General features: G+C 70.8%; 20 protein-coding genes and 1 tRNA gene. 12 read left to right on the top strand and 9 right to left on the bottom strand.

Features of this window, described 5'->3' with window-relative positions:
• Positions 1-9 precede the first annotated feature (9 nt).
• Complete coding sequence (locus tag MNZ27_RS03565; protein WP_242392658.1) at positions 10-2145, top strand: (Fe-S)-binding protein; 2136 nt, start codon at positions 10-12, stop codon at positions 2143-2145.
• A gap of 88 nt (positions 2146-2233) precedes the next feature.
• Here the strand turns inward: MNZ27_RS03565 and MNZ27_RS03560 are convergent, their stop codons facing one another.
• From MNZ27_RS03560 to dnaA, 8 genes are all read right to left on the bottom strand, one after another.
• Positions 2234-3034 carry a hypothetical protein gene (locus MNZ27_RS03560; RefSeq protein WP_242392657.1) on the bottom strand — a complete coding sequence of 267 codons (801 nt, stop codon included), beginning with the start codon at positions 3032-3034 and terminating at the stop codon, positions 2234-2236.
• Between the two features lie 60 nt (positions 3035-3094).
• Positions 3095-3625 (bottom strand): peptidase M54, encoded by a 531-nt coding sequence (locus MNZ27_RS03555; protein ID WP_242392656.1) that lies wholly within the window; start codon positions 3623-3625, stop codon positions 3095-3097.
• Between the two features lie 41 nt (positions 3626-3666).
• A tRNA-Gln gene (locus MNZ27_RS03550) sits at positions 3667-3740 on the bottom strand.
• A gap of 111 nt (positions 3741-3851) precedes the next feature.
• Positions 3852-4847 carry a 3-oxoacyl-ACP synthase III family protein gene (locus tag MNZ27_RS03545; protein WP_242392655.1) on the bottom strand — a complete coding sequence of 332 codons (996 nt, stop codon included), beginning with the start codon at positions 4845-4847 and terminating at the stop codon, positions 3852-3854.
• Between the two features lie 49 nt (positions 4848-4896).
• Positions 4897-7338: a DNA topoisomerase (ATP-hydrolyzing) subunit B gene (gyrB, locus tag MNZ27_RS03540; RefSeq protein ID WP_308197905.1), complete on the bottom strand. Its 2442-nt coding sequence runs from the start codon at positions 7336-7338 to the stop codon at positions 4897-4899.
• A 146-nt stretch (positions 7339-7484) separates the two neighbouring features.
• Positions 7485-8600 (bottom strand): DNA replication/repair protein RecF, encoded by a 1116-nt coding sequence (gene recF / locus MNZ27_RS03535; protein ID WP_242392653.1) that lies wholly within the window; start codon positions 8598-8600, stop codon positions 7485-7487.
• A 10-nt stretch (positions 8601-8610) separates the two neighbouring features.
• On the bottom strand, positions 8611-9738 hold the full coding sequence (dnaN, locus tag MNZ27_RS03530) for a DNA polymerase III subunit beta (RefSeq protein ID WP_242392652.1): 1128 nt from the start codon (positions 9736-9738) through the stop codon (positions 8611-8613).
• Positions 9739-10141: 403 nt separating this feature from the next.
• Positions 10142-11518, bottom strand: coding sequence for a chromosomal replication initiator protein DnaA (gene dnaA / locus MNZ27_RS03525; RefSeq protein WP_242392651.1), 1377 nt, complete (start codon positions 11516-11518; stop codon positions 10142-10144).
• Between the two features lie 288 nt (positions 11519-11806).
• On the opposite strand from dnaA, the gene rpmH reads away from it, so the two are divergent.
• The 10 genes from rpmH to MNZ27_RS03475 all read left to right on the top strand — a co-directional run bounded on the left by rpmH (position 11807) and on the right by MNZ27_RS03475 (position 18842).
• The gene (gene rpmH, locus MNZ27_RS03520) at positions 11807-11956 is read left to right on the top strand and encodes a 50S ribosomal protein L34 (RefSeq protein ID WP_242392650.1); all 150 of its coding nucleotides are present in this window, start codon (positions 11807-11809) and stop codon (positions 11954-11956) included.
• 9 nt (positions 11957-11965) lie between these two features.
• Positions 11966-12313 carry a ribonuclease P protein component gene (gene rnpA, locus MNZ27_RS03515; RefSeq protein ID WP_242392649.1) on the top strand — a complete coding sequence of 116 codons (348 nt, stop codon included), beginning with the start codon at positions 11966-11968 and terminating at the stop codon, positions 12311-12313.
• Positions 12310-12540 carry a membrane protein insertion efficiency factor YidD gene (gene yidD / locus MNZ27_RS03510; RefSeq protein ID WP_242392648.1) on the top strand — a complete coding sequence of 77 codons (231 nt, stop codon included), beginning with the start codon at positions 12310-12312 and terminating at the stop codon, positions 12538-12540. The genes rnpA and yidD overlap by 4 nt, the downstream gene beginning before the upstream one ends.
• Positions 12541-12543: 3 nt before the next feature.
• Positions 12544-14172, top strand: a complete 1629-nt coding sequence (yidC, locus tag MNZ27_RS03505) for a membrane protein insertase YidC (RefSeq protein ID WP_242392647.1) — start codon at positions 12544-12546, stop codon at positions 14170-14172.
• Positions 14173-14182: 10 nt separating this feature from the next.
• Complete coding sequence (locus tag MNZ27_RS03500) at positions 14183-14686, top strand: Jag family protein (protein WP_242392646.1); 504 nt, start codon at positions 14183-14185, stop codon at positions 14684-14686.
• A gap of 4 nt (positions 14687-14690) precedes the next feature.
• The gene (locus tag MNZ27_RS03495) at positions 14691-14903 is read left to right on the top strand and encodes a hypothetical protein (RefSeq protein WP_242392645.1); all 213 of its coding nucleotides are present in this window, start codon (positions 14691-14693) and stop codon (positions 14901-14903) included.
• 12 nt (positions 14904-14915) lie between these two features.
• Positions 14916-15563 (top strand): 16S rRNA (guanine(527)-N(7))-methyltransferase RsmG, encoded by a 648-nt coding sequence (gene rsmG, locus MNZ27_RS03490; RefSeq protein ID WP_242392644.1) that lies wholly within the window; start codon positions 14916-14918, stop codon positions 15561-15563.
• Positions 15564-16556: 993 nt separating this feature from the next.
• The gene (locus MNZ27_RS03485; RefSeq protein ID WP_242392643.1) at positions 16557-17336 is read left to right on the top strand and encodes a ParA family protein; all 780 of its coding nucleotides are present in this window, start codon (positions 16557-16559) and stop codon (positions 17334-17336) included.
• The gene (locus MNZ27_RS03480) at positions 17333-18229 is read left to right on the top strand and encodes a ParB/RepB/Spo0J family partition protein (protein ID WP_242392642.1); all 897 of its coding nucleotides are present in this window, start codon (positions 17333-17335) and stop codon (positions 18227-18229) included. The genes MNZ27_RS03485 and MNZ27_RS03480 overlap by 4 nt, the downstream gene beginning before the upstream one ends.
• 181 nt (positions 18230-18410) lie before the next feature.
• Positions 18411-18842 (top strand): bactofilin family protein, encoded by a 432-nt coding sequence (locus MNZ27_RS03475; protein WP_242392641.1) that lies wholly within the window; start codon positions 18411-18413, stop codon positions 18840-18842.
• 119 nt (positions 18843-18961) lie between these two features.
• Here MNZ27_RS03475 and MNZ27_RS03470 read toward each other — a convergent pair whose 3' ends face one another.
• The gene (locus tag MNZ27_RS03470; protein WP_242392640.1) at positions 18962-19330 is read right to left on the bottom strand and encodes an Hsp20/alpha crystallin family protein; all 369 of its coding nucleotides are present in this window, start codon (positions 19328-19330) and stop codon (positions 18962-18964) included.
• A gap of 212 nt (positions 19331-19542) precedes the next feature.
• On the opposite strand from MNZ27_RS03470, the gene atpH reads away from it, so the two are divergent.
• A complete protein-coding gene (atpH, locus tag MNZ27_RS03465; RefSeq protein ID WP_242392639.1) occupies positions 19543-20082 on the top strand; it encodes an ATP synthase F1 subunit delta in 540 nt (179 codons plus the stop codon).
• Positions 20083-20085: the final 3 nt, after the last annotated feature.

Below are 20085 nucleotides of genomic sequence, written 5' to 3'. Positions count from 1 at the left end.
GTCGTCGGTATGAGCCCTGCCCTCACCGCCGGCATGCTCCTGGTCGCTGCGCTCGTCTTCGCCTTCACGATGACCCGCCGCATCGCCCCGCTCCTCGCGCTCCGCCGCGAGGACCGGCTCGACCGCGCCGGAGAGCGGCTCCGCGCCTTGCTCCGCTTCGGCCTCGGCCAGCGGCGCCTCGTCGATCCGGAGGAGCGCGGCCCCGGCCTGCTCCACGTCCTCATCTTCGTGGCGTTCCTCGTCCTGGCGCTCCGGACCATCACGCTCTTCGGGATGGGGTTCTCGGCGGGCTTCCACCTCCCGCTCCTCGCGCCCGAGTCGGCGCTCGGCCGCGCCTACCTGTTCGCGAAGGACCTGGTGGTGCTCGGCGCGCTGGTCGGCGTCGCCGGCTTCCTGTGGCGGCGGCTCGTGACCAGGCCGGACCGGCTGACGCGCTCGCCCGAGGGGGTGGTGATCCTCCTCTTCATCGCGGGCCTGATGGTCACCGACATGGCCTGGGACGCGTCCGGCATCGTGTTCCACGACACGCTCCGTGCCCAGATTGCGACGGGGCGCGCCGACTTCGTCCGGCCCGTCCTCGAGTGGAGCGCGCCGGCCGGCTCCCTCGCCGCCTACGCCTTCTACGCCGCCGGCTTCTCCCCCGGCGCCGTCTTCGCGATCGGCGCGGCCGCCTTCTGGCTGCACCTCGCCCTGATCCTCGTCTTCGGGAACGTCCTCCCCTACGGGAAGCACTTCCACATCATCACCGCCCTCCCGAACGTCTTCTTCACGCGGCTCCCGCCCACCGGCGCGCTCCAGAAGCTCGAGCTCGAGGCCGAGGACGCGCGCTTCGGCACCGCCACCGTGAAGGACCTCTCCTGGAAGGAGGCCTGGGACGTCTACAGCTGCACCGAGTGCGGCCGCTGCCAGACCCACTGCCCGACCTATGTCACCGGGAAGCCGCTCAGCCACAAGGAGGTGAACCGCGCGATCCGCCACCACCTCGCCGAGGTGGCGACCCCGCTCACCGCCCTGGCGCGCGCGAAGGACCCGGCGGCGCGGGACGCCGCCCTCGCGGCGCTCCCGCCGATCGCGTCGGTGGTCCCGCCGGAGACCTTCTGGGCCTGCACCACGTGCGGCTGGTGCGAGACCGGCTGCCCGGTGCTCATCGAGAACATCCCGCGCCTCGTGGACATGCGCCGCCAGGCGGTCCAGGTGGACGCGACCTTCCCCGACGAGGCGCAGCGCGTGTTCCGGGGGATCGAGACCCAGGGCAACCCGTGGGGCATCGGCTCGAACAAGCGCGCCGAGTGGTGCGAGGACCTGGACGTCCCGCGCGCCGCCTCGGGCGAGCCGTTCGAGTGGCTCTTCTTCGTGGGCTGCGCCGGGGCCTTCGACGACCGGCAGCGGAAGGTCTCGCGCGCCATCGTCTCGATCCTGCGCGAGGCGAAGGTCTCGTTCGCGATCCTCGGCGAGGAGGAGACCTGCACCGGCGACGCCGCGCGCCGGCTCGGGAACGAGTACCTCTTCCAGATGCAGGCGACCGCCCTCGTCGAGACGCTGAACGGCCACGGCGTGAAGAAGATCCTGGTCCAGTGCCCGCACTGCCTGAACACCCTCGCCAACGAGCTCCCCCAGTTCGGCGGCCGCTACGAGGTCGTCCACCACGCCGAGCTCATCGCGCGCCTCGTGCGCGAGGGCCGGCTCCGCCCGACCGCGGCGGCCGGGCTCGGCGAGGTGACCTTCCACGATCCGTGTTACCTCGCCCGCTGGAACGGGATCACCGAGGCGCCGCGCGAGGCGCTCGCCGCCGCGGGCGTGTCGGTGCGCGAGATGCCGCGGAACCGCCGCCAGGGCTTCTGCTGCGGCGCCGGGGGCGGCCGGTTCTGGCTGGAGGAGAAGCTCGGCTCGCGCGTGAACCAGGCGCGCGTCGCCGAGGCGGCCGCCACCCTCGGCGACGCGGGCGGCGTGGTGGCGACGGGGTGCCCCTTCTGCCTGACGATGATGAAGGACGCCGTGAACGAGACCGGGCGCGAGGAGAAGCTCCGGGTCCTCGACGTGGCCGAGATCGTCGCGCGGGGGCTCTCCGATCACTCCGCGCGCGCCGGCGCCGACCAGGCCTCCGCGGTCCCGGCGGTCCCCGCCGCCCCTCGCCGCGAGCCGTAGCGTTCGCGGTCGTCGTCGGCGCCCCTCCCGGCCGCCGCGCGGTGCGCCCCGCCCCAGGCGTTCGCCCCGACGAAAGCCAGCGGCGCCGTCACCGCCGCGTCGTCCCGCCGGTCGGGAAGGCGCGCGCGCACGCGTCGAGCCGCTCCCGAACCTCGGACTCGAGCGTGTCGAGGTCGTTCCCCGAGCGCGGATCCGCGCCCACGCAGGTGAGGATCTCGTCGTGCGGCGAGGCCGGGCGCCCGAGCGCGTCGTAGTCGATCCGCCGCGGCACCGGCTCGCCGTCCCGCCCCGGCCGGAACGCGCCGAAGAGCCCGTCGGAGCCGGGCGCGAGCTCCTCCTTGAGCGCGAGGAGGCGCTCCAGCGCGGCGCGGAACGGCGGGTGCGCGAGGTGCCGGAGGAGCACGCGCGCGCCGGTGCGCGCCGCCACGCCATCCAGGGCGGCGCGCAGGAACGGGACGTCGGTGATCACGAGGCCGTAGAGGTGGAAGTCGCCGGTCGCCGTCGCGGCGATCTCCGCCTCCTCCTCGGTGAGCCAGGCGTGGCTCGGGCAGAGGAACGCGTCGCAGGTCAGGACGTCGTAGGCGCCGCAGTCGCGCAGATCGGCGCCCCCGGTCGCCTTCGGGTGCCCGAGGCACCCCACCCGCTCGCCGCCCGCGTCGAGGAACCCGAGGAGCGGGCAGATCCGGACCGACGGGAAGAGCGGCGCCGGTCCGTCGGCGGCGAGGGTGCGCGCCGCCACCCGGAACGCCTCGGGCGTGCGCGGCACGCGGGCCAGCGCGAGCGTCCGCCGCTCGAGCTCGGCCCGGACGCTCTCGCGAGAGAGGTCCTCGCGGTTGTAGAGCCCGCAGCACGCGCCGCAGCTCGTCTGCCGTCGCTGGCACAGGTTCATGGCGTCCCCCCACGGCGCGGGCCTCCCGCGCGCCGGCGCGTCACCCGCCAGGCGCGCGCCTCAGGGCAACCCGAGCGCCGCCCGGCACGACCCGCACAGCCCCGGTCCCTTGCGATCGCAATCGACCGCCTCCTCGGCGAGGTACATGGCGCAGCGGTGGTCGCCGCAATGCGAGAGCCCGAGGAGCTGCCCCGCCGCGTGGATCGCCTCGACCCGGGCGCGACGGCCGAGCGCCTCCGGGTCCGCGGCGGCGAGGCGGCAGATCGAGATCACCGCGGCCCCCGCGTCGCGGTCGGCGTCGCCGAGCACGTAGCGCGTCTCGGGGAGGAAGAGGTCCACCGCGGTGATCCCGACGACGGGCGCGCCGCCCGCGCCCGCCCGGAGCGACGCGAGCCGCCGGAGGATGGCCGGCGTGTGGTACTGCCCCCGCGCCGCGTTGTACGCGTAGAGCGGCCGATCGAGCGCCGGCCCTCCGCGCGCCGCCACGCCGAGCGCCTCCGCGATGGCGTGCCTCATCCCGGCGAGGACGCCCGGCGGGAGGTCCCCGAGGCCGACCACCGCCACCTGCGCCGGCCGCTGCAGGATCTTCACCGCCGCGCGATGACTCGCCGCCCGCGGCGGCGGCGTGGGGGTGGCTGAGGCGGAAGGATTCGAACCTTCATGAGCGGATCCAAAGTCCGCGGTCCTGCCATTAGACGACGCCTCAGTAGCGTTGCGAGACACGGGGCGACCTGCCTTCGGAAAGAAAAAGGCGTGCGCTCCCCCCGGCGCGTTGCGACACGAGCGGGCCCCTCGCCCGCTGATTGAGATCAAGCGATTACCAGCGTACCAGGGCGCTCGCCCAAGTAAAGCCGGCCCCGAAAGCGGCGAGCCCCACCAGGTCCCCGCGCTGGACGCCGCGCGCCTCGATCGCCTCCTCGAGCGCGAGCGGGATCGAGGCGGCGGTGGTGTTGCCGTACTTCTGGATGTTGTTGAAGACCTGGTCGTCCCGCAGCCCGAGGGCGCGCTGGACCATCTGGCTGATCCGGAGGTTGGCCTGGTGCGGGACGAGCAGCTTCAGGTCCTTCGCCTCGAGGCCGTTCTTCGCGAGCGCCTCCCGGATCACCTCGGGCATCCGGACGATGGCGTGCTTGAACACCTTCTGGCCCTCCATGTGCGGGTAGATGCTCCCGTCCTCGAGCATCCGGGGCTGCACCCGCGGGTGGTACTTCGAGCCCGGCGCGTCGGTGGAGAGGTCCTTCACGAACCGGCCGTCGGCATGAAGGTGGCAGGAGAGGACGCCGCGCCCGGGCTCCTCCGTCGCCTCGAGGAGCGCCGCCCCCGCGCCGTCGCCGAAGATGACCGCCACGTCGCGGCCGCGCGTCGAGACGTCGAGGCCGGTGGAGTGGATCTCCGAGCCGACGAGCAGCACCCGCCGGTACATCCCGGTCCGGATCCAGGCGTCGGCCACGGCGAGGCCGTAGAGGAAGCCCGAGCACTGGTTGCGGACGTCGAGGGCGGGGACGCCCGGGATCCCGAGCTTCGCGTTGAGGGCGCAGCCGTCGCCCGGGAACATGTGATCCGACGAGAGGGACGCGTAGACGATCGCCTCGACGTCCTTCGGCTCCCACCCGGCCTTCGCGAGCGCCCGTCGCGACGCCTCGAGCGCGAGATCCGAGTTCTCCGTCCCCTCGCGGACCCAGCGCCGCTCGCGGATCCCGGTGCGCTCCTGGATCCAGGCGTCCGAGGTGTCCATCACCTTCGTGAGGTCCTCGTTCGTCACCACGCGATCGGGGACGTACGTGCCGAGGGCGGCGAAGACGGTGCGGGGCATGGGGTCCTCTCCTGGTGCGTGCGCTGCCGGCCGGGCGAAGCCCGCCGGGTCAGATGTCCAGGTTCTGGACGTCGAGGGCGTTCTTCTCGATGAACTCGCGCCGCGGCTCGACCGCGTCGCCCATCAGGATCGAGAAGACCTCGTTCGCCCCCGCGGTGTCGTCCACCCGGACCTGGAGCATGGTCCGGCGGGCGGGATCCATCGTGGTCTCCCAGAGCTGCTCGGGGTTCATCTCGCCGAGCCCCTTGTAGCGCTGGATGGTCTGGCCCTGGGCGGCGGCCTTCTTGATCGCCTCCACCGCCGCGAACACGTCCGGGATCTCCTCGGTCCCCTCGGGCGCCTCGAACTGGTACGGCCCCGGGCCGATGTCGGCGAGCGCCGCGTGGATGGCGGCGAGCTCGCCCCACTCCGCGCCGGAGAGGTAGTCGAAGTCGAGGCGCGTCTCCCGCGGCGCGCCCGAGACCGTGGTCTGGAAGACGAGCGCGTCGCAGGCGTGCTCCTCGTCGCGCTCGATCTTGGCGAGGCGGACCTCGAGCTCGGGATGGAGCTTCTGCGCCCGCTCGAAGATCTTCTGCACCTGCGCCTTCACCTTCTCGTGATCCTTCAGGAGCTCGAGGTCGAGGTCGCCGAGCCGCACCGCCGCGTCCACGATCCTGCCGTCGCGGCGCCGGTCGGCCCGGGCGACGAGGGCGCGGTAGGCGATGGCGTCGCGGGCGAGGCGGGCGAGGTCCTTCCCCGCGATGACGACGTCGCCGCTCACGAGCTTCGCGTGCTCGGTGCCGAGGCCGAGGAGGTACTCATCGAGCGCCGCCTCGTCCTTCATGTAGCTCTCCTTCTTCCCCTTCGCGACGCGGTAGAGCGGCGGCTGCGCGATGTAGAGGTAGCCCTTCTCCACCACCTCGGGCATCTGCCGGAAGAAGAAGGTGAGGAGCAGCGTGCGGATGTGGCTCCCGTCCACGTCCGCGTCCGTCATGATCACGATCTTGTGGTAGCGGATCTTCGCGATGTCGTACTCCTCGGGCCCGATCCCGGTCCCGAAGGCGGTGATCATCGTCGCGATCTCCGCCGACGACAGCATCTTGTCGAAGCGCGCCTTCTCGACGTTCAGGATCTTGCCGCGGAGCGGGAGGATCGCCTGGATGCGCCGGTCGCGCCCCTGCTTCGCCGAGCCGCCGGCGGAGTCGCCCTCCACCAGGTAGATCTCCGACTCCGCCGGGTCGCGCGACTGGCAGTCGGCGAGCTTGCCGGGGAGCGAGGCGCTGTCGAGGGCGCCCTTGCGGCGGACGGTCTCGCGCGCCTTCCGGGCCGCGATCCGCGCCCGCGCCGCCTCCGACACCTTCGCGCAGATCCGCTTGGCGGCGTTCGGGTTCTCCTCGAGGTACGAGCCGAGCCGCTCGTTGAGCATGGTCTCGACCATGCTCTTCGCCTCGGTGTTCGAGAGCCTCGTCTTGGTCTGCCCCTCGAAGCTCGCGCCCGGCAGGCGGATCGAGATCACCGCGGCGAGCCCCTCGCGCATGTCCTCGCCGGAGGGGAGCTCGTCCTTCAGGTCCTTGAAGAGGTTGTTCTTCTGCCCGTACGCGTTGATCGTGCGGGTGAGCGCCGCCTTGAAGCCGATGAGGTGGGTGCCGCCCTCGTGGTTGTGGATGTTGTTCGCGAAGGCGAAGACCTTCTCGTCGTAGCCGTCGTTCCACTGGAGGGCGATCTCGACGAGCGCCGTCCCGCGCTCCGTCTCCACCTCCTGGCGCAGCGCGACGGGCGGCTCGTAGAGCGCCGTCCGGCCCTTGTTCAGGTACGAGACGAACTCCCGGATCCCGTCCTTGAACAGGAACTCCTGCTTCTTCCCCGAGCGCTCGTCCTCGATGGTGATCCGCAGGCCGGCGTTCAGGAAGGCGAGCTCGCGGAGCCGGCCGGAGAGGGTCTCGAAGGAGAAGTCCGTCGTCTCGAAGATCGTCGCGTCGGGCTTGAAGGTGATCTTGGTGCCGCGCCGCTGGGTCTCGCCGATGGCGCTGACCTTGCCCATCGGGTTGCCGCGCTCGTACCGCTGCGCCCAGACCTTCCCCTCGCGGTAGACCTCGACCTTGAGCCACTCCGAGAGGGCGTTCACGCAGGTCACGCCGACGCCGTGCAAGCCGCCCGAGACCTTGTACGCGTTCGACTCGAACTTGCCGCCGGCGTGGAGCTTCGTGAGCACCACGTCGAGCGTGTCCATCCCCTTCACCGTCGGGTGAGGGCCGACCGGGATCCCGGAGCCGTTGTCCACGACGGTGACCGAGTTGTCGGCGCGGATGACGACGTTGATCTCGCTCGCCCGCCCGGCCATCGCCTCGTCGACCGAGTTGTCGACGACCTCGTAGACCAGGTGGTGCAGCCCGCGCGCCCCGACGTCGCCGATGTACATGTGCGGGCGCTTGCGGACGGCCTCGAGCCCCTCGAGCACCTTGATGGTGTCGGTCCCGTACTCCGCGTCGCCGGTGGCGTTCGGGTTCGGGATGTTCTCGGCGGTGGTATCCAGGGGGGCCTCGCTCAGGTTTCTCCGAAGGGTTCTCGGAGGTTAGTAATCGGGGAACACTTCGATATATCAGGAGGGAGCGTCCGCGGCAACGATCTCCCTAACAGCGAAGCCGCCGTTTTCATTCACTAAACGAGCGCGGAGACCACCCCGTTCTCCACCTTGTAGAAGGCGGTGTCGGGCCCCGCCGCCGGGTCGAGCAGGCGCCGGTCGGTCGTGGTGAGGAAGGCCTGGGCGGAGAGCCCTCCGAGGTAGGCGAGCAGGTAGCGGTTCTTCGCCGGATCGAGCTCGGAGGACACGTCGTCGAGGAGGAGGAGCGGCGGCCGACCGAGCGCGGCGCGCAGGTTCTCGATCTCGGCGATCTTCAGCGCGAGGACGAGCGCCCGCTGCTGGCCCTGGCTCCCGAAGAGCTTGGCGCCCTTCCCGTCGAGGGCGAGGGTGAGCTCGTCGGCGTGCGGTCCGGCGGTGGTGAACCCCTTCTCGCGATCGCGCTCGAGGCGCGCGGCGAGGAGCTCGGAGAGCGCCGCCGCGAGCGCCGCCTCGTCGCCGTCGAGCCGCAGACCGTGGGCGGGCCGGTAGGCGAAGCGCACCTCGGGAGCGCCCGGGCCGGAGATCTCCGCGAAGGCCGCCTGCACCCGCGGCGCGAGCTCCGCCACCAGCGCCATCCGACGCACCAGGAGCCGCGCTCCGGCGCGGACCAGCGGACCCCGGAAGCTCTCCTCGACCTCGCCCATCCCGGCGCGGAGGGCCGCGTTCCGGGCCCGCAGCGCCCGGACGTACTCGCGGGCCTCACCGAGCACCGCCGGCCAGCGGTTGAACGCGGCGCGGTCCACGAAGCGACGGCGCCCGTCCGGTCCGGCCTTCACGAGGAGGAGGTCGTCCGGGGAGAAGCAGACGCAGGCGAGCCCCTCGAAGTAGTCGTCGAGCCGCCCGCTCGACCCGAGGGGCTTGCCGTCGAGGAGCGCGGTCCGTCCCCCCTCGCCGACCTGGACCGCCACGCGCCGGACGCCGCCCGGCCCGTCGAAGTCGCCTGCCACCTCCGCGGCGGCGGCGCCGAAGCGGACCAGCTCCTGGAGGCGCGAGGCGCGGAGCGGCTTGAGGGTGGTGAGGAGGTAGACCGCCTCGAGGAGGTTGGTCTTCCCCTGGCCGTTGTCGCCGACCAATATCGTCGCCCGCGGCGACGGCAGGAGCTCCACCGCGGCGAGGTTCCGGAAGTCCCGGACGTGGAGCGAGAGGAGCCTCACCGGCGGGACGTCAGATGCGCATCGGCATCACGACCGCCGTGAAGCCCTGGTCCTCCTCCCCCGCGCCCTTCAGGACGCCGGGGGAGAGGTCGTCCGCGAGCTCGAGGACGACGTCCTGGGACTTCACCACCGCGAGCACCTCCATGAGGTACCGCGCGTTGAAGCCGATCTTGAGCGGCTCGCCGGCGTAGTCCACCGGGACCTCCTCCTTGCCCTCGCCGAGGTCCGGGTTCTGCGACTGCACGCGGAGGACGCCCTTGCCGAGCTCGAGCTTCACGGCGTGGGCCTTGTCCGAGGAGAGGAGCGAGATGCGCCGGAGGGTCTCGAGCAGGCGCCCGCGGCCGATCTTCACGACCTTCTCGCCGGCCTTGGGGATCACCTGCTTGTAGTCCGGGAACAGCCCCTCGATGAGCCGCATCACCAGGACCACCCCGGGCCGGCGGAAGATCGCGCTGTTCTCCACGAACCCGAGCTTCGCCTCCGGCTTCTCCTCGCCGGACTCGACCGCCTCGGAGAGGAGCTTGCGGAGCTCCTGGAGCCCCTTCTTCGGGAGGATCACGCCGCGCTTCAGGCCGAAGGTCGCGTCGAGCGCCTTCTCGGCGAGGGAGAGCCGGTGGCCGTCGGTCGCGACCAGCCGGAGCGAGCCGGCGCTCGGCTCGAAGTAGACGCCGTTCAGGTTGTAGCGGGTCTCGTCGGTCGAGACCGCGAAGGCGGTCCGCTCGACCATGTCGAGGAGGACGGGCGCCTCGACGTCGGCGAAGGGGACCTTGTCGAACTTCGGGAGCGCCGGGAAGTCCTCAGCCGGCAGCCCCACCATCTTGAACTCGGCGGGACCGCTGCGGACCTCGAGGTAGTTGTTCGAGGCCTTCTTCAGGGTGACGGTCTGCTCGGGCAGCGCCTTCACGATGTCGTAGAGGTGCCGGGCCGAGACCGCCACGGCGCCGGGCGTCATCACCTCGCAGTGGTGCTCGGACGAGACCGCGAGGTCGAGGTCGGTCGAGGAGACGATGAGGTCCGTTCCGTTCTTCGCCTCGAGGAGGACGTGGGAGAGGATCGGCATCGTGCTCTTCTTCTCGACGATGCCCTGCGAACGGCCGAGCGCGCGCGACAGCTCGGAGACGCCGATCTTCAGTTCCATGGGAGATCCTCTTTCTTCTCTGATCCGTCGCCGAAGCAGGGGGCGGGACGCTGTGGAAAAGAGGCCTTCTCCACCGGATCGACTGCCCTTTTCACCCTGGACAACACGGGGGATCCGCGCGGGTCGAGTTTGTGTAGCGCGCCGCGCGAAAGAGTGTCAACAGCCACCCACATCGTATCCCCAGCCGGTGCGACATGCGATCCACGCGCGATCCACACGGACCCTGGGACGCAGCAGCGGCGTGAAGTCGTCGCGAGCGCGCGACGGCGAGGCGCCCTGGCGCAGACGCCGGGCGAAGCGGAACGATGGATGGGGGTCGATGCGAGGCCGCGAACGGTCGCGAGCGCGTCCACGCTCGGCCGGGCGGGCCCGCGGCTGCTCTGCGCGTCGGCGGGGAGCGCCATCAAGGGGCGAGCTTGCTCGTCAGCGTGCGGACGGCGGTCTTCACGCCCTCGTCCACCGCGAGCAGCGACCGGACGCGCTCCACGGCCGAGATGACCGTCGTGTGGTCCTTCTTGTTGAACTTCTCCGCGATGAGCTGGAGCGTCTCCTTCGCGAGCTCGCGGCAGAGCCACATCGCGATCTGGCGCGGCAGCGCGATCTTCTGCTCGCGCGAGGAGCTCGTGAGCTTCGCGACGGTGAGGCCGAAGTACCCGGCGACCTCCTCCTGGATCCGCTCGATCGACGGCCGGTAGCCCTCCGGCGGGATGACGTCCGAGAGGACGTCGCGGGCGAGGGGGATGGTGATGGGCTCGCTCTTCAAGGAGGCGAAGGCGGCGAGGCGCATGAGGGCGCCCTCGAGCTCGCGGACGTTCGAGCGGATGTGCTGGGCGAGGAGCTGGGTCACCTCGTCGGGGAGGTCGATGCTCTCGAGGTCGGCCTTCTTCTTGAGGATGGCGGCGCGCGTCTCGAACTCCGGCGCCTCGATCTGGACCCGCATCCCCCACTCGAAGCGGGAGCAGAGCCGCTCGTCGAGTCCCTTCAGCTCCTTCGGCGAGCGATCGCTCGAGAGGACGATCTGGACGTGGTGATCGTGGAGCTCGTTGAACGTGTGGAAGAACTCCTCCGCGGTCTTGTCCTTGCCGGCGAGGAACTGGACGTCGTCCACGAGGAGCGCCGCGCACTCGCGGTACTTGCGCCGGAAGTCGTCCATCGTGCCCTTGGAGAGGGCGGCCACGAAGTCGTTCGTGTAGCGCTCGGACGAGACGATCGCGACGCGGCCGCCGCTCTTCTCGACGATGGAGTGGGCGACGGCGTGGAGGAGGTGGGTCTTCCCTAGCCCGGAGTCGCCGTGGAGGAAGAGCGGGTTCCAGGTGCGCCCGGGGTTCGCGGCGACCGCCTGGGCCGCGGCGAAGGCGAAGTGGTTCGACGCGCCGACCACGAAGGTGTCGAAGGTGTAGCGCGTGTTCGGGCGGGAGTCGCGGGGGTCGATCAGCGGGTCGGCGTGGCGCGGGGCGGGCGCGGCGATCGGGGCGGTGACCTCCGCCGCCGGCGGCGGGCGCGGGGAGTCGTCCACCGCGAAGACGATCCGGATCCGCTCGCCGGCGAGGGCGGGTACGCACTCCTCGAACAGCGAGCGGTAGTGGTCCTCGACGAAGTCCCGGTGGAACCGATCGGGCGCGCCGATCTGGAGCCGCCCGTCGCCGAGCGCGATCGGCCGAAGGGGCGCGAACCAGCGCTCATAGAGGTCGGGGCGGAGGCGCGCGCGGAGGGAGGAGTCGATCCGCGACCAGAGGTCGTCGAGCGGCGTGAGCATCTGAGCGCTCGCGGAAACGTCCATCCCTAGTCCCCCCTCTCAAAGACAAAATGGCCACCCGGCCGCGCTCCCCCTTCGAGAGCGCGGCGGCGATCGCTGCTCGCAGTCGCGAGGAGCGGGTCGGGCCCGTGGTGCGTGGCGCGGAAGGTAGCCAAGGTCGGCTTGGAGGATCAAGGCCGAGTTGGATCACTCGCGAAAGGACGGAGGTTTCCGGTGCTGCCTTCGGGGCGGTTCGGGGGAGGGATCGGGCGTGAGCCCCGAAGTGTGCGGAAACCTTGACATCCGTGGTGTGATCGGGGAGGTTGCCGCGCCATGAAGCGGACTTATCAACCGAAGAAGGTGAAGAAGAATCGCACGCACGGCTTCCGAAAGCGTCAGCGGACGCCGGGCGGGCGCAACGTCATCAAGGCGCGCCGGGCGAAGGGGCGCAAGCGCCTCACCGCGAAGGCGCCGACGAAGTAGCTGAAAGAAGTGAAGCTTTCGAAGGCGGCGCGGCTGCGGCGCCGGCATGATTTTCTCCAGGTCCAGCAGCGCGGAAGACGGCTCTATTCCGGGGACGTGCTCGTGGTCGGGCGCGACTCCGGAGGGCCCCGTCCGCGGATCGGGATCACGGTGTCGTCGAAGGTCGGAAACGCGGTCGAGCGCAACCGGGTCAAGCGCTGGGTCCGAGAGGCCTGGCGTTCCCTGGACGGCGATCTTCCCGCGATCGACCTGGCCGTGATCGCTCGCCCGTCCGCTCGCACCATGGGGCTCGAGGGAGCGCGCAAGGCGCTCCTCGCGGCGCGCGATGCGCTCAACCGGCCCGGAGGGCGCGGGTGATCGCCCGGGCGCTCGTCCTCCTCGTGCGCCTGTACCAGCGGCTGATCTCGCCGCTCCTCCCACCGGCCTGTCGCTTCTACCCGAGCTGCTCGGCGTACGCGGTCACCGCGCTCCAGCGGCACGGCGCGCTGCGCGGGTCCTGGCTCACGATCCGGCGCCTCAGCCGGTGCCATCCATTCCATCCGGGCGGGATCGATCCCGTGCCGGAGCTCACTCCAAAGAGGTAGACCTTGGGCGCTGAAACCCGCCGCTTGATCGTCGCGATGGTCCTCATGACGGGGCTCGTCGCCGTGTGGTCGTATCTGCAGCCGAAGTCGAAGTCGCAGCCCCGGCCGGCCTCGACCGCCAAGACCGAGCCGAAGCAGGAGGCGGCCGCACCGATCGCCCCCGCCGCGCCGGTCGCCGCCGCTCCCGCCCCCGAGACGCCGGAGGAGACGGTCGTCCTCGCCGGCGAGGGCTTCCGGGCGACGCTCACCTCGCACGGCGGCGCGCTCAAGAGCCTGGTCCTCGAGGCGAGCAAGTACCGGCGCGAGGAGAAGGGCAAGACCGAGCAGATCGACCTCGTCCACGTCGCCGCCGGGCAGCCCTACCCGCTCGCGGTGGTGGCCTCGCCCGAGCTCGGCGGTGCGCAGGACGCCGCGAGCGACCCGGCGGCGCGCGCGCCGATGCGGGTCGTCTCCCGGGACGCGAAGTCCGTCGTGTTCGAGGGTCGCGCCGGAGCCCTCGCCGTCCGCAAGACCTTCCGCCTCACCGGCAAGCCCTACGAGCTCGCCTTCGACGTCGAGGTGAGCGGTGCGCAGGCGCCCGGCTCGTTCGCCATCCTGTACCCGGCCTACATGCCGCCGAACACCAAGTCGGGAGGCCTCCTCTCCGGCCCGGCGCTCGACTTCGTCCGGCCGGTCTGCCGCGGCGGGAAGGACACGGAGCGCTTCGATCTCGCGAGCGAGAAGGCTCCGGCGAAGGTCGAGGGGCAGGTCGCCTGGGCGGGCCTGGACGAGCACTACTTCGTCGCGGCGGTGCTGCCGTCCGAGCCGGTCGGGACCTGCGTCTTCGCCCACGGCCCCGTGGCCGGCGCCGGCTTCACCGCGGTGAACGTGCCGATCGAGGGCGGCGCCCGCCGGCTCCAGAGCGTCGTGTACGCCGGTCCGAAGGAGCTCGACACCCTCCGGGCGTACGGCCGCTCGTTCGACAGCGCGATCGACTACGGCGCGATGGCGCGGCCGTTCGCGCTCTTCGCCCGCGGTCTGCTCTACGTGATGCGCTGGCTCGAGGCGCTCGTCCGCAACTGGGGCGTCGCCATCATCCTGCTCACGCTGCTCGTCCGCCTGGTCCTCTTCCCGCTCACGTTCAAGTCGATGCAGTCGATGAACGAGATGCGGAAGCTCCAGCCCGAGGTGGAGAAGCTCAAGGCCAAGTTCGGCAACGATCGCGAGAAGCTGAACATGGCGACGATGCAGCTCTACCAGCAGCACCACGTGAACCCGCTCGGCGGGTGCCTCCCGATGCTGCTCCAGATGCCGATCTGGTTCGCGCTGTACGCCGCGCTCCAGACGTCGGTCGAGCTGTACCGGGAGCAGTTCCTGTGGATCCACGATCTGACGCTCAAGGATCCGATCTACGTGCTGCCGATCCTGATGGGCGTCTCGAGCTTCCTCACGCAGAAGCTCTCGCCGCAGCCGGCGGACAGCTCGCAGGCGAAGATGATGCTCTACTTCTTCCCGGCGTTCTTCACGATTCTGATGCTGAACGTGCCGGCGGGGCTCACGCTGTACATCTTCGTGAACAACCTCGTCTCGATCGTGCAGCAGCAGGTGATGATGCGCCACCAGGCGGCGCCCGTCGCCGCCGCGACGAAGTAGCGGAGGGGCCATGGACGAAGGCAGCGAGAAGACGGGCGCGCCGCCGCCGCGCGAGGCGCCCGAGAAGGTCGAGCGGGCGCGAGCGTTCTGCGTGGAGCTGTTCCGCCGGCTCGGGGCGGACGTCCAGGTCGAGGTGAAGGAGACGCCGGAGGCGATCGGCATCTCCCTCACCCCGGCGTCGGGGAGCGGCGTCGAGCTCCCGTCGCCCCTGGTCGAGGCGATCCAGTACCTCGTGAACCGGGTCGTGAACCCCCGCGCCGAGGGGCGGAAGTGGGTGAACCTCGACGTGGGTGGCTTCCGCGAGGAGGGCGACCCGGCCGTGAAGGCGATGGCGGAGCGGCTCGCCGCGGCGGCCCGGCGGATGGGGAAGGTGCTCGCGGTCGCCCCCATCAGCGCCCGGGAGCGGCGGCAGATCCACCTCGCCCTGCTGGACGCCGAGGGCGTCACCACCCACAGCGAGGGCGAGGGGCTGTTCCGGCAGCTCTTGATCGTTCCGTCGCGGCGCGAGGGGTAGTCGGTTGGCGAAGGCGAAGACGAAGGCGGAGCGGCTCTTCTCCGCGGCGGTGCTCCGGCGCTCGTTCGAGCTGCAGGAGCCGCAGTACCAGCAGGGCTTCCGGTTCGTCTACGAGGGCGTCCTGCGAGACCTCGAGCTGACCGACGAGGAGGTGGCGGAGTACCTCGCCGCCCACGTCGCCGAGGTCGAGGCGGCGATCGGTCGGAAGCGCCTCTAGGTCGGGACCGCGATGGAGCGCGCCTTCCACGAGGCTCTCGCCGCTGGCCTCGAGTCCCTGAATCTTCCGGTGGACGCCGTGGGCCGCGCGCTGCTCGAGCGCTACGCGGATCGGCTCCTCGTCTGGAACCGGAAGGTGAACCTCACCGCCATCACGGATCCCGCGGCCGTCGCCGAGAAGCACCTCGTGGACAGCCTCGCCCTGCTCCCCGCCCTCGGGGACGCGCGGACGCTGCTCGACGTGGGGAGCGGCGCGGGAATCCCCGGCATCCCGCTCGCCTGCGCCCGGCGGGACCTTGCCGTCACCTGCTGCGATTCGGTGGCGAAGAAGATCGCCTTCGTGAAGGCCGTCGCGGTCGAGCTCGGGGTGGACGTCCGCGGGGTGGTGGCGCGGGCGGAGGGTCGCCCGGAGGCCGAGGGGCTTCCTCGGGCCGAGGCGGTCGTCTCCCGCGCCCTGGCGGACCCGGAGCGCTGGGTGCCGCTCGGCGCGTCTTACGTCGCGGAGGGCGGCGTCCTCCTCGCGATGCTGGGGCGAGAAGCCGACCGGGACGCCCTCCGCGCCCTCGGGGTCGCTCACGGTCTCGAGCTCGAGGGGCTGGAGCGGTTCGAGCTTCCCCTTTCGCACGGGACTCGGGCCATCGCCCGCTGGCGCCGGCGGTAGCCTGCGGCGCGTAGCGCGCCCTCGGGCGCGCTTCGGTACATCCTCGTCCCGCGCGGCGAAGAGCGCGGATCCCGCCGAAGGCCCCTGGTTGCACGTGGCATCTCTCCCGCCCCGCGCGAGGTGTGGGGCTCACGTTCCACGTGGAACACGAGCCCCAGGTGCCGCAGCGGTACCGGTGAGGCCGAGGAGTCCGTCCGAGTCCTCGTGGCTCGCGCCTCTCGCCACACGCTCGCAGGCGCTGAGCATCACGAGACGTACCGGAACTGGAGCGCAGGCTGGCGACGTCCGGCGGCTGGTCGCGAGAGCGGTGGATTAGGCCCCTCTTGCGTTGTGCGTCGCGAGGCACACGACGCCGTCGCCGAGCGTGGGCACACGACGACCGAGCAGCGCAGGCGCTTCGAAGTTCCGTTCGCCCTGAGCCCTTCGACTCCGCTGCCTGCGGCAGCTCCGCTCAGGACAGGCTCCGGCGCGCGCTGCGCGCCGGAATCGAAGGGCGAGCAGCGCAGGGAGGAGTCTGGCGGCGCAGGCAGGCAGCATGCGCTGCAGCAGCTCGAGGCGAGTGGGTGTCGCCATCAGGTACGCGTAACGCCGCACGTAGCGGAGCCGTCTCCGTCTCGCCAGAAGCCAGGCACTGGCCCGCGCGAGCCGAGCCCGTGGCCGTCACCGGCGTCTCATGGCCTGGCAGCCGGCCGGGAGCGATTGCCGTAGGCCGTATCCCCGTCGTTCGAGAGGCGGACGGATCATTGGGGCGTTCCGGGAGACGGGAGGCGGGCGGGGCGCGGGTCGCGGCCTGGAAAACCGAACGATGTTCCACGTGGAACGTCGTCCCCTCTCCGCTCGACGCCGCTTCGAGACGTTCCACGTGGAACGTCTGTCAGAGGGATCGGGCATCCTCCTCCCGTCGCGGCCCTCCAGGCCGCCCGTCACGGGAATGGGGTCACAACGGTGCACGACACGTCGCCGGGGGATCAGCCCCCCATGGAAATGGGTCCGATGAGCCGGATCATCACGATCGCCAACCAGAAGGGCGGGGTCGGCAAGACCACCACCGCGGTGAACCTCGCCGCCTCGCTCGCGGCAGCGGAGCGCCGGACGCTTCTCATCGACGTCGATCCGCAGGGCAACGCGGGGAGCGCGCTCGGCGTGCGCCGCGACGAGTCCGAGAAGTCGATCTACGAGGTGCTGGTGGACGAGCTCCCCATCGCCGATGCGGTGCGGAAGACGGAGCTCAAGTTCCTCGACCTGGTGCCCGCTTCCCGGCACCTCGTCGGCGCAGAGCTCGAGCTCGCGGAGCTCGAGCACCGCGAGTACCGGCTGAAGCGGGCGGTGGACGTCCTCGCTCCGTCCTACGAATTCGTGGTCATCGACTGCCCGCCGTCGCTGGGCCTGCTCACGCTGAACGGCCTGGTCGCCGCGAAGGGGGTGGTGATCCCGCTCCAGTGCGAGTACTACGCACTGGAAGGGCTCGCGGACGTCCTCAAGACGATCGAGCTGGTCCGCGCGAGCGCCAACCCGGATCTCATCGTGGACGGCATCGTCCTCACCATGTTCTCGCCGAACAACCTCTCGAACCAGGTGGCGGAGGAGATCCGGCGCACGTTCGAGAACCAGGTCTTCAAGACCGTCATCCCCCGGAACGTGCGGCTCTCGGAGGCCCCCAGCCACGGCAAGCCCATCCTGCTCTACGACGTCACGTCGAAGGGCTGTCAGAGCTACCTCGAGCTCGCCCGCGAGGTGACGGACCGCTTCGGCGTGCACGGAGGTGTTGCGTGACGATGGCCGAGAAGCGCCGCCCTGCCCTCGGCCGAGGGATGGCGGCCCTGCTCTCGAACGCGCCGCCGCCGGCGAGCGTGGCGATGGTCCAGCCGCCAGCGGTCCCGGGGCGCACCCTCCTCACGCTTCCCATCGAGGCGGTGGAGCGGAACCCCGAGCAGCCGCGCAAGCGGTTCGAGGAGGCGAAGCTCGAGGAGCTCGCCGCGTCCATCCGGGAGCACGGCGTGGTGGAGCCGATCCTGGTCCGCAAGGCCGGCGGCAAGTACCGGATCCTCGCCGGCGAGCGCCGCTGGAGGGCGGCGCAGCGCGCCGGTCTGAAGGAGGTCCCCGCGATCCTCCGCGAGGCGACCGACCGCGAGGCGTTCGAGCTCGCCCTCGTCGAGAACATCCAGCGCGCCGACCTGAACGCGATCGAGGAGGCGGAGGCCTACGACGTCCTGGTCTCGGACCACGGGCTCACCCAGGACGAGATCGCGAAGCGCGTCGGCAAGGAGCGCTCCACCGTCGCGAACGCGCTCCGGCTCCTCAAGCTCCCCGAGGAGGTCCGGGAGGCGGTGCGTGGCGGCCAGCTCGACATGGGGCACGCCCGCGCCCTCCTCGGGCTGGACGACGTGGAAGCGATCCGGAAGACGGCCCAGCGGGCCATCCGCGAGGGTCTCTCCGTGCGAGCGACCGAGGCCCTGGTCCGGGGCCTGACCCAGAAGCCGGCGAAGAAGGGGGCGGCCGCCGTCGCCACGGACTCGCCCGCGATCAAGGACCTTTCCCAGCGCCTGCAGCGGAGGCTCGGTGCGAAGTGCCGCGTCCTCCCCAAGTCCGCGGTCGCCGGAAGGCTCGAGATTGAGTACACCTCCCTGGACGAGCTCGACGGAATACTCGCCAAGATCGGAGCGTAACAGTAGGGTTCGCCGTCCCCGATTCCGGGGACACATCGCACTGGGGAGATCACCCAGTCACCACCAGCGAGGAAGGATGTCTTTCTGGAGCAAGCTGCGGGATGAGGCGCCGGTCCCCGGCGCGGACGCACCGGCAGCGCCCACGCCCCCGAAGCCATCTCGGAACGAGGAGCCCATTTCCATGGCCATGCTGAAGCGTGAAGAGCTGACGTCCGTCCCCACCGTCTCGGGCGATCTGAATGCCCTCCTCGGCCGCGGGTCGGAGTTCGAAGGCAAGCTGACGTTCGAGGGGACCGTCCGGATCGACGGCAAGTTCACCGGCACGATCGTCACGAACGACGTCCTCGTCGTCGGCGAGGGCGCGAAGATCTCCGCGGAGATCACCTGCGGGACCGTCATCGTCCACGGGGAGATCACGGGGAACGTTCGCGCGAAGAACGCGGTCGAGCTTCACCACCCCGCCAAGATGCGCGGGAACATCGAGACCCCTTCGCTCATGATCGAGAAGGGCGTCACGTTCGAGGGTCAGTGCAAGATGGAAGGGACCGAGAAGGGCTCAGGCTCGTCGAAGCCTGCTCCGCTTCCGGCGCCCGTCGCGGCGGTCAAGTCCTGACGCGGCGCGGCGTCCGTTTGACGTAAAAAAGAGCGGGCGCCCGGTGTGGGCGGCCCGCTCTTTCCGTATCCGAGGGCAGAGCCCGGTCCGCTCGTCGGGAGCGGAGCCGCTCAGAGCCGTCAGGACACCTTCACCTGGATGGCGCGGGGCTTGGCCTCGGCCTTCTTCGGCAGGGCGACGGTGAGGATGCCGTTCTTCGACTCGGCCCGGATCTTCTCGGCGTCCACGGTGCTCGGCAGCGTGAAGGAGCGCGTGAAGGTCCCGTAGGACATCTCGACGCGGTGATAGTTCTCGCGCTTCTCCTCCCGCTCGAGCTTCCGCTCCCCGCGCAGGGTCAGGACGCCGTTCTCGAACCGCACGTCCACGTCCTTCGGCTCCACTCCGGCGAGGTCGAACCGAAGGGTAACGCCCTCCTCGTCCTCGTAAATGTCGCAGGCGGGCGTCCAGCCGACCGATTCCCCGGCCCGGTACAGCCGATCGTCGAACATGCGAGACATCTCGTCCTGAAGCCGAGCGAGGTCACGGAAGGGTTCAAGCCTTGTGAGCATCGCCATGATTTTCATCCTCCTTTTTGGTTCGGCGAACGTAAGGGCGGTGGGCGGGCTGTCAAACGGGATCGCGGAGCGCCCAAGTCCACGTAAGTTCTGGGCGAAGAGCCCTTGACCGCTACACCCACACCGTGCTACGGAGCGCCTCCCTTATGATCATGGGTTCAATTGCCCGGCGGTACGCCAAGGCGCTGTTCGCCCTCGCCGTTGAGACGGGTCGAGTCGAGCCGTGGAGCGATGCGCTCCTCGCGCTGGAGCAGGCCGTCGCGGCGTCGCCCGACCTTCGCGATGTCCTGTCCAACCCCGTCTATTCTCGAGAGCAGCGGCGGGCGATCGTGGAGCAGCTCGCGTCCGCCCTTCGGCTCGATCCCGAGCCGACCAACCTCCTCTTCCTCCTCGGCGACCGGAACCGGCTCACGTATCTGAGCGGCGTCGTCGATGCCTTCCGCGAGCTCGCCGACCAGAAGCTCGGCCGCGTCCGCGCGAAGATCACCTCGGCGGTTCCGCTCGACGTGGCGGCCGCCCAGGCGATCGCCGACAAGCTCTCGCAGGCGACCCGGGCGAAGGTGCTGCTCGACCGCGCCGTGGATCCCGCCCTCCTCGGCGGCGTGGTCGCCCAGGTTGGCAGCCTCGTCTACGACGGCTCGGTCCGCACGCAGCTCGAGGACCTCCGCAAGACCTTGAAGCAGTAGTCA

Source organism: Anaeromyxobacter oryzisoli (assembly GCF_022690765.1).
GTDB classification, from domain to species: domain Bacteria; phylum Myxococcota; class Myxococcia; order Myxococcales; family Anaeromyxobacteraceae; genus Anaeromyxobacter; species Anaeromyxobacter oryzisoli.
Note: the sequence above shows the minus strand (reverse complement) of the source record. Positions and strands in the feature narration are given on the sequence as shown.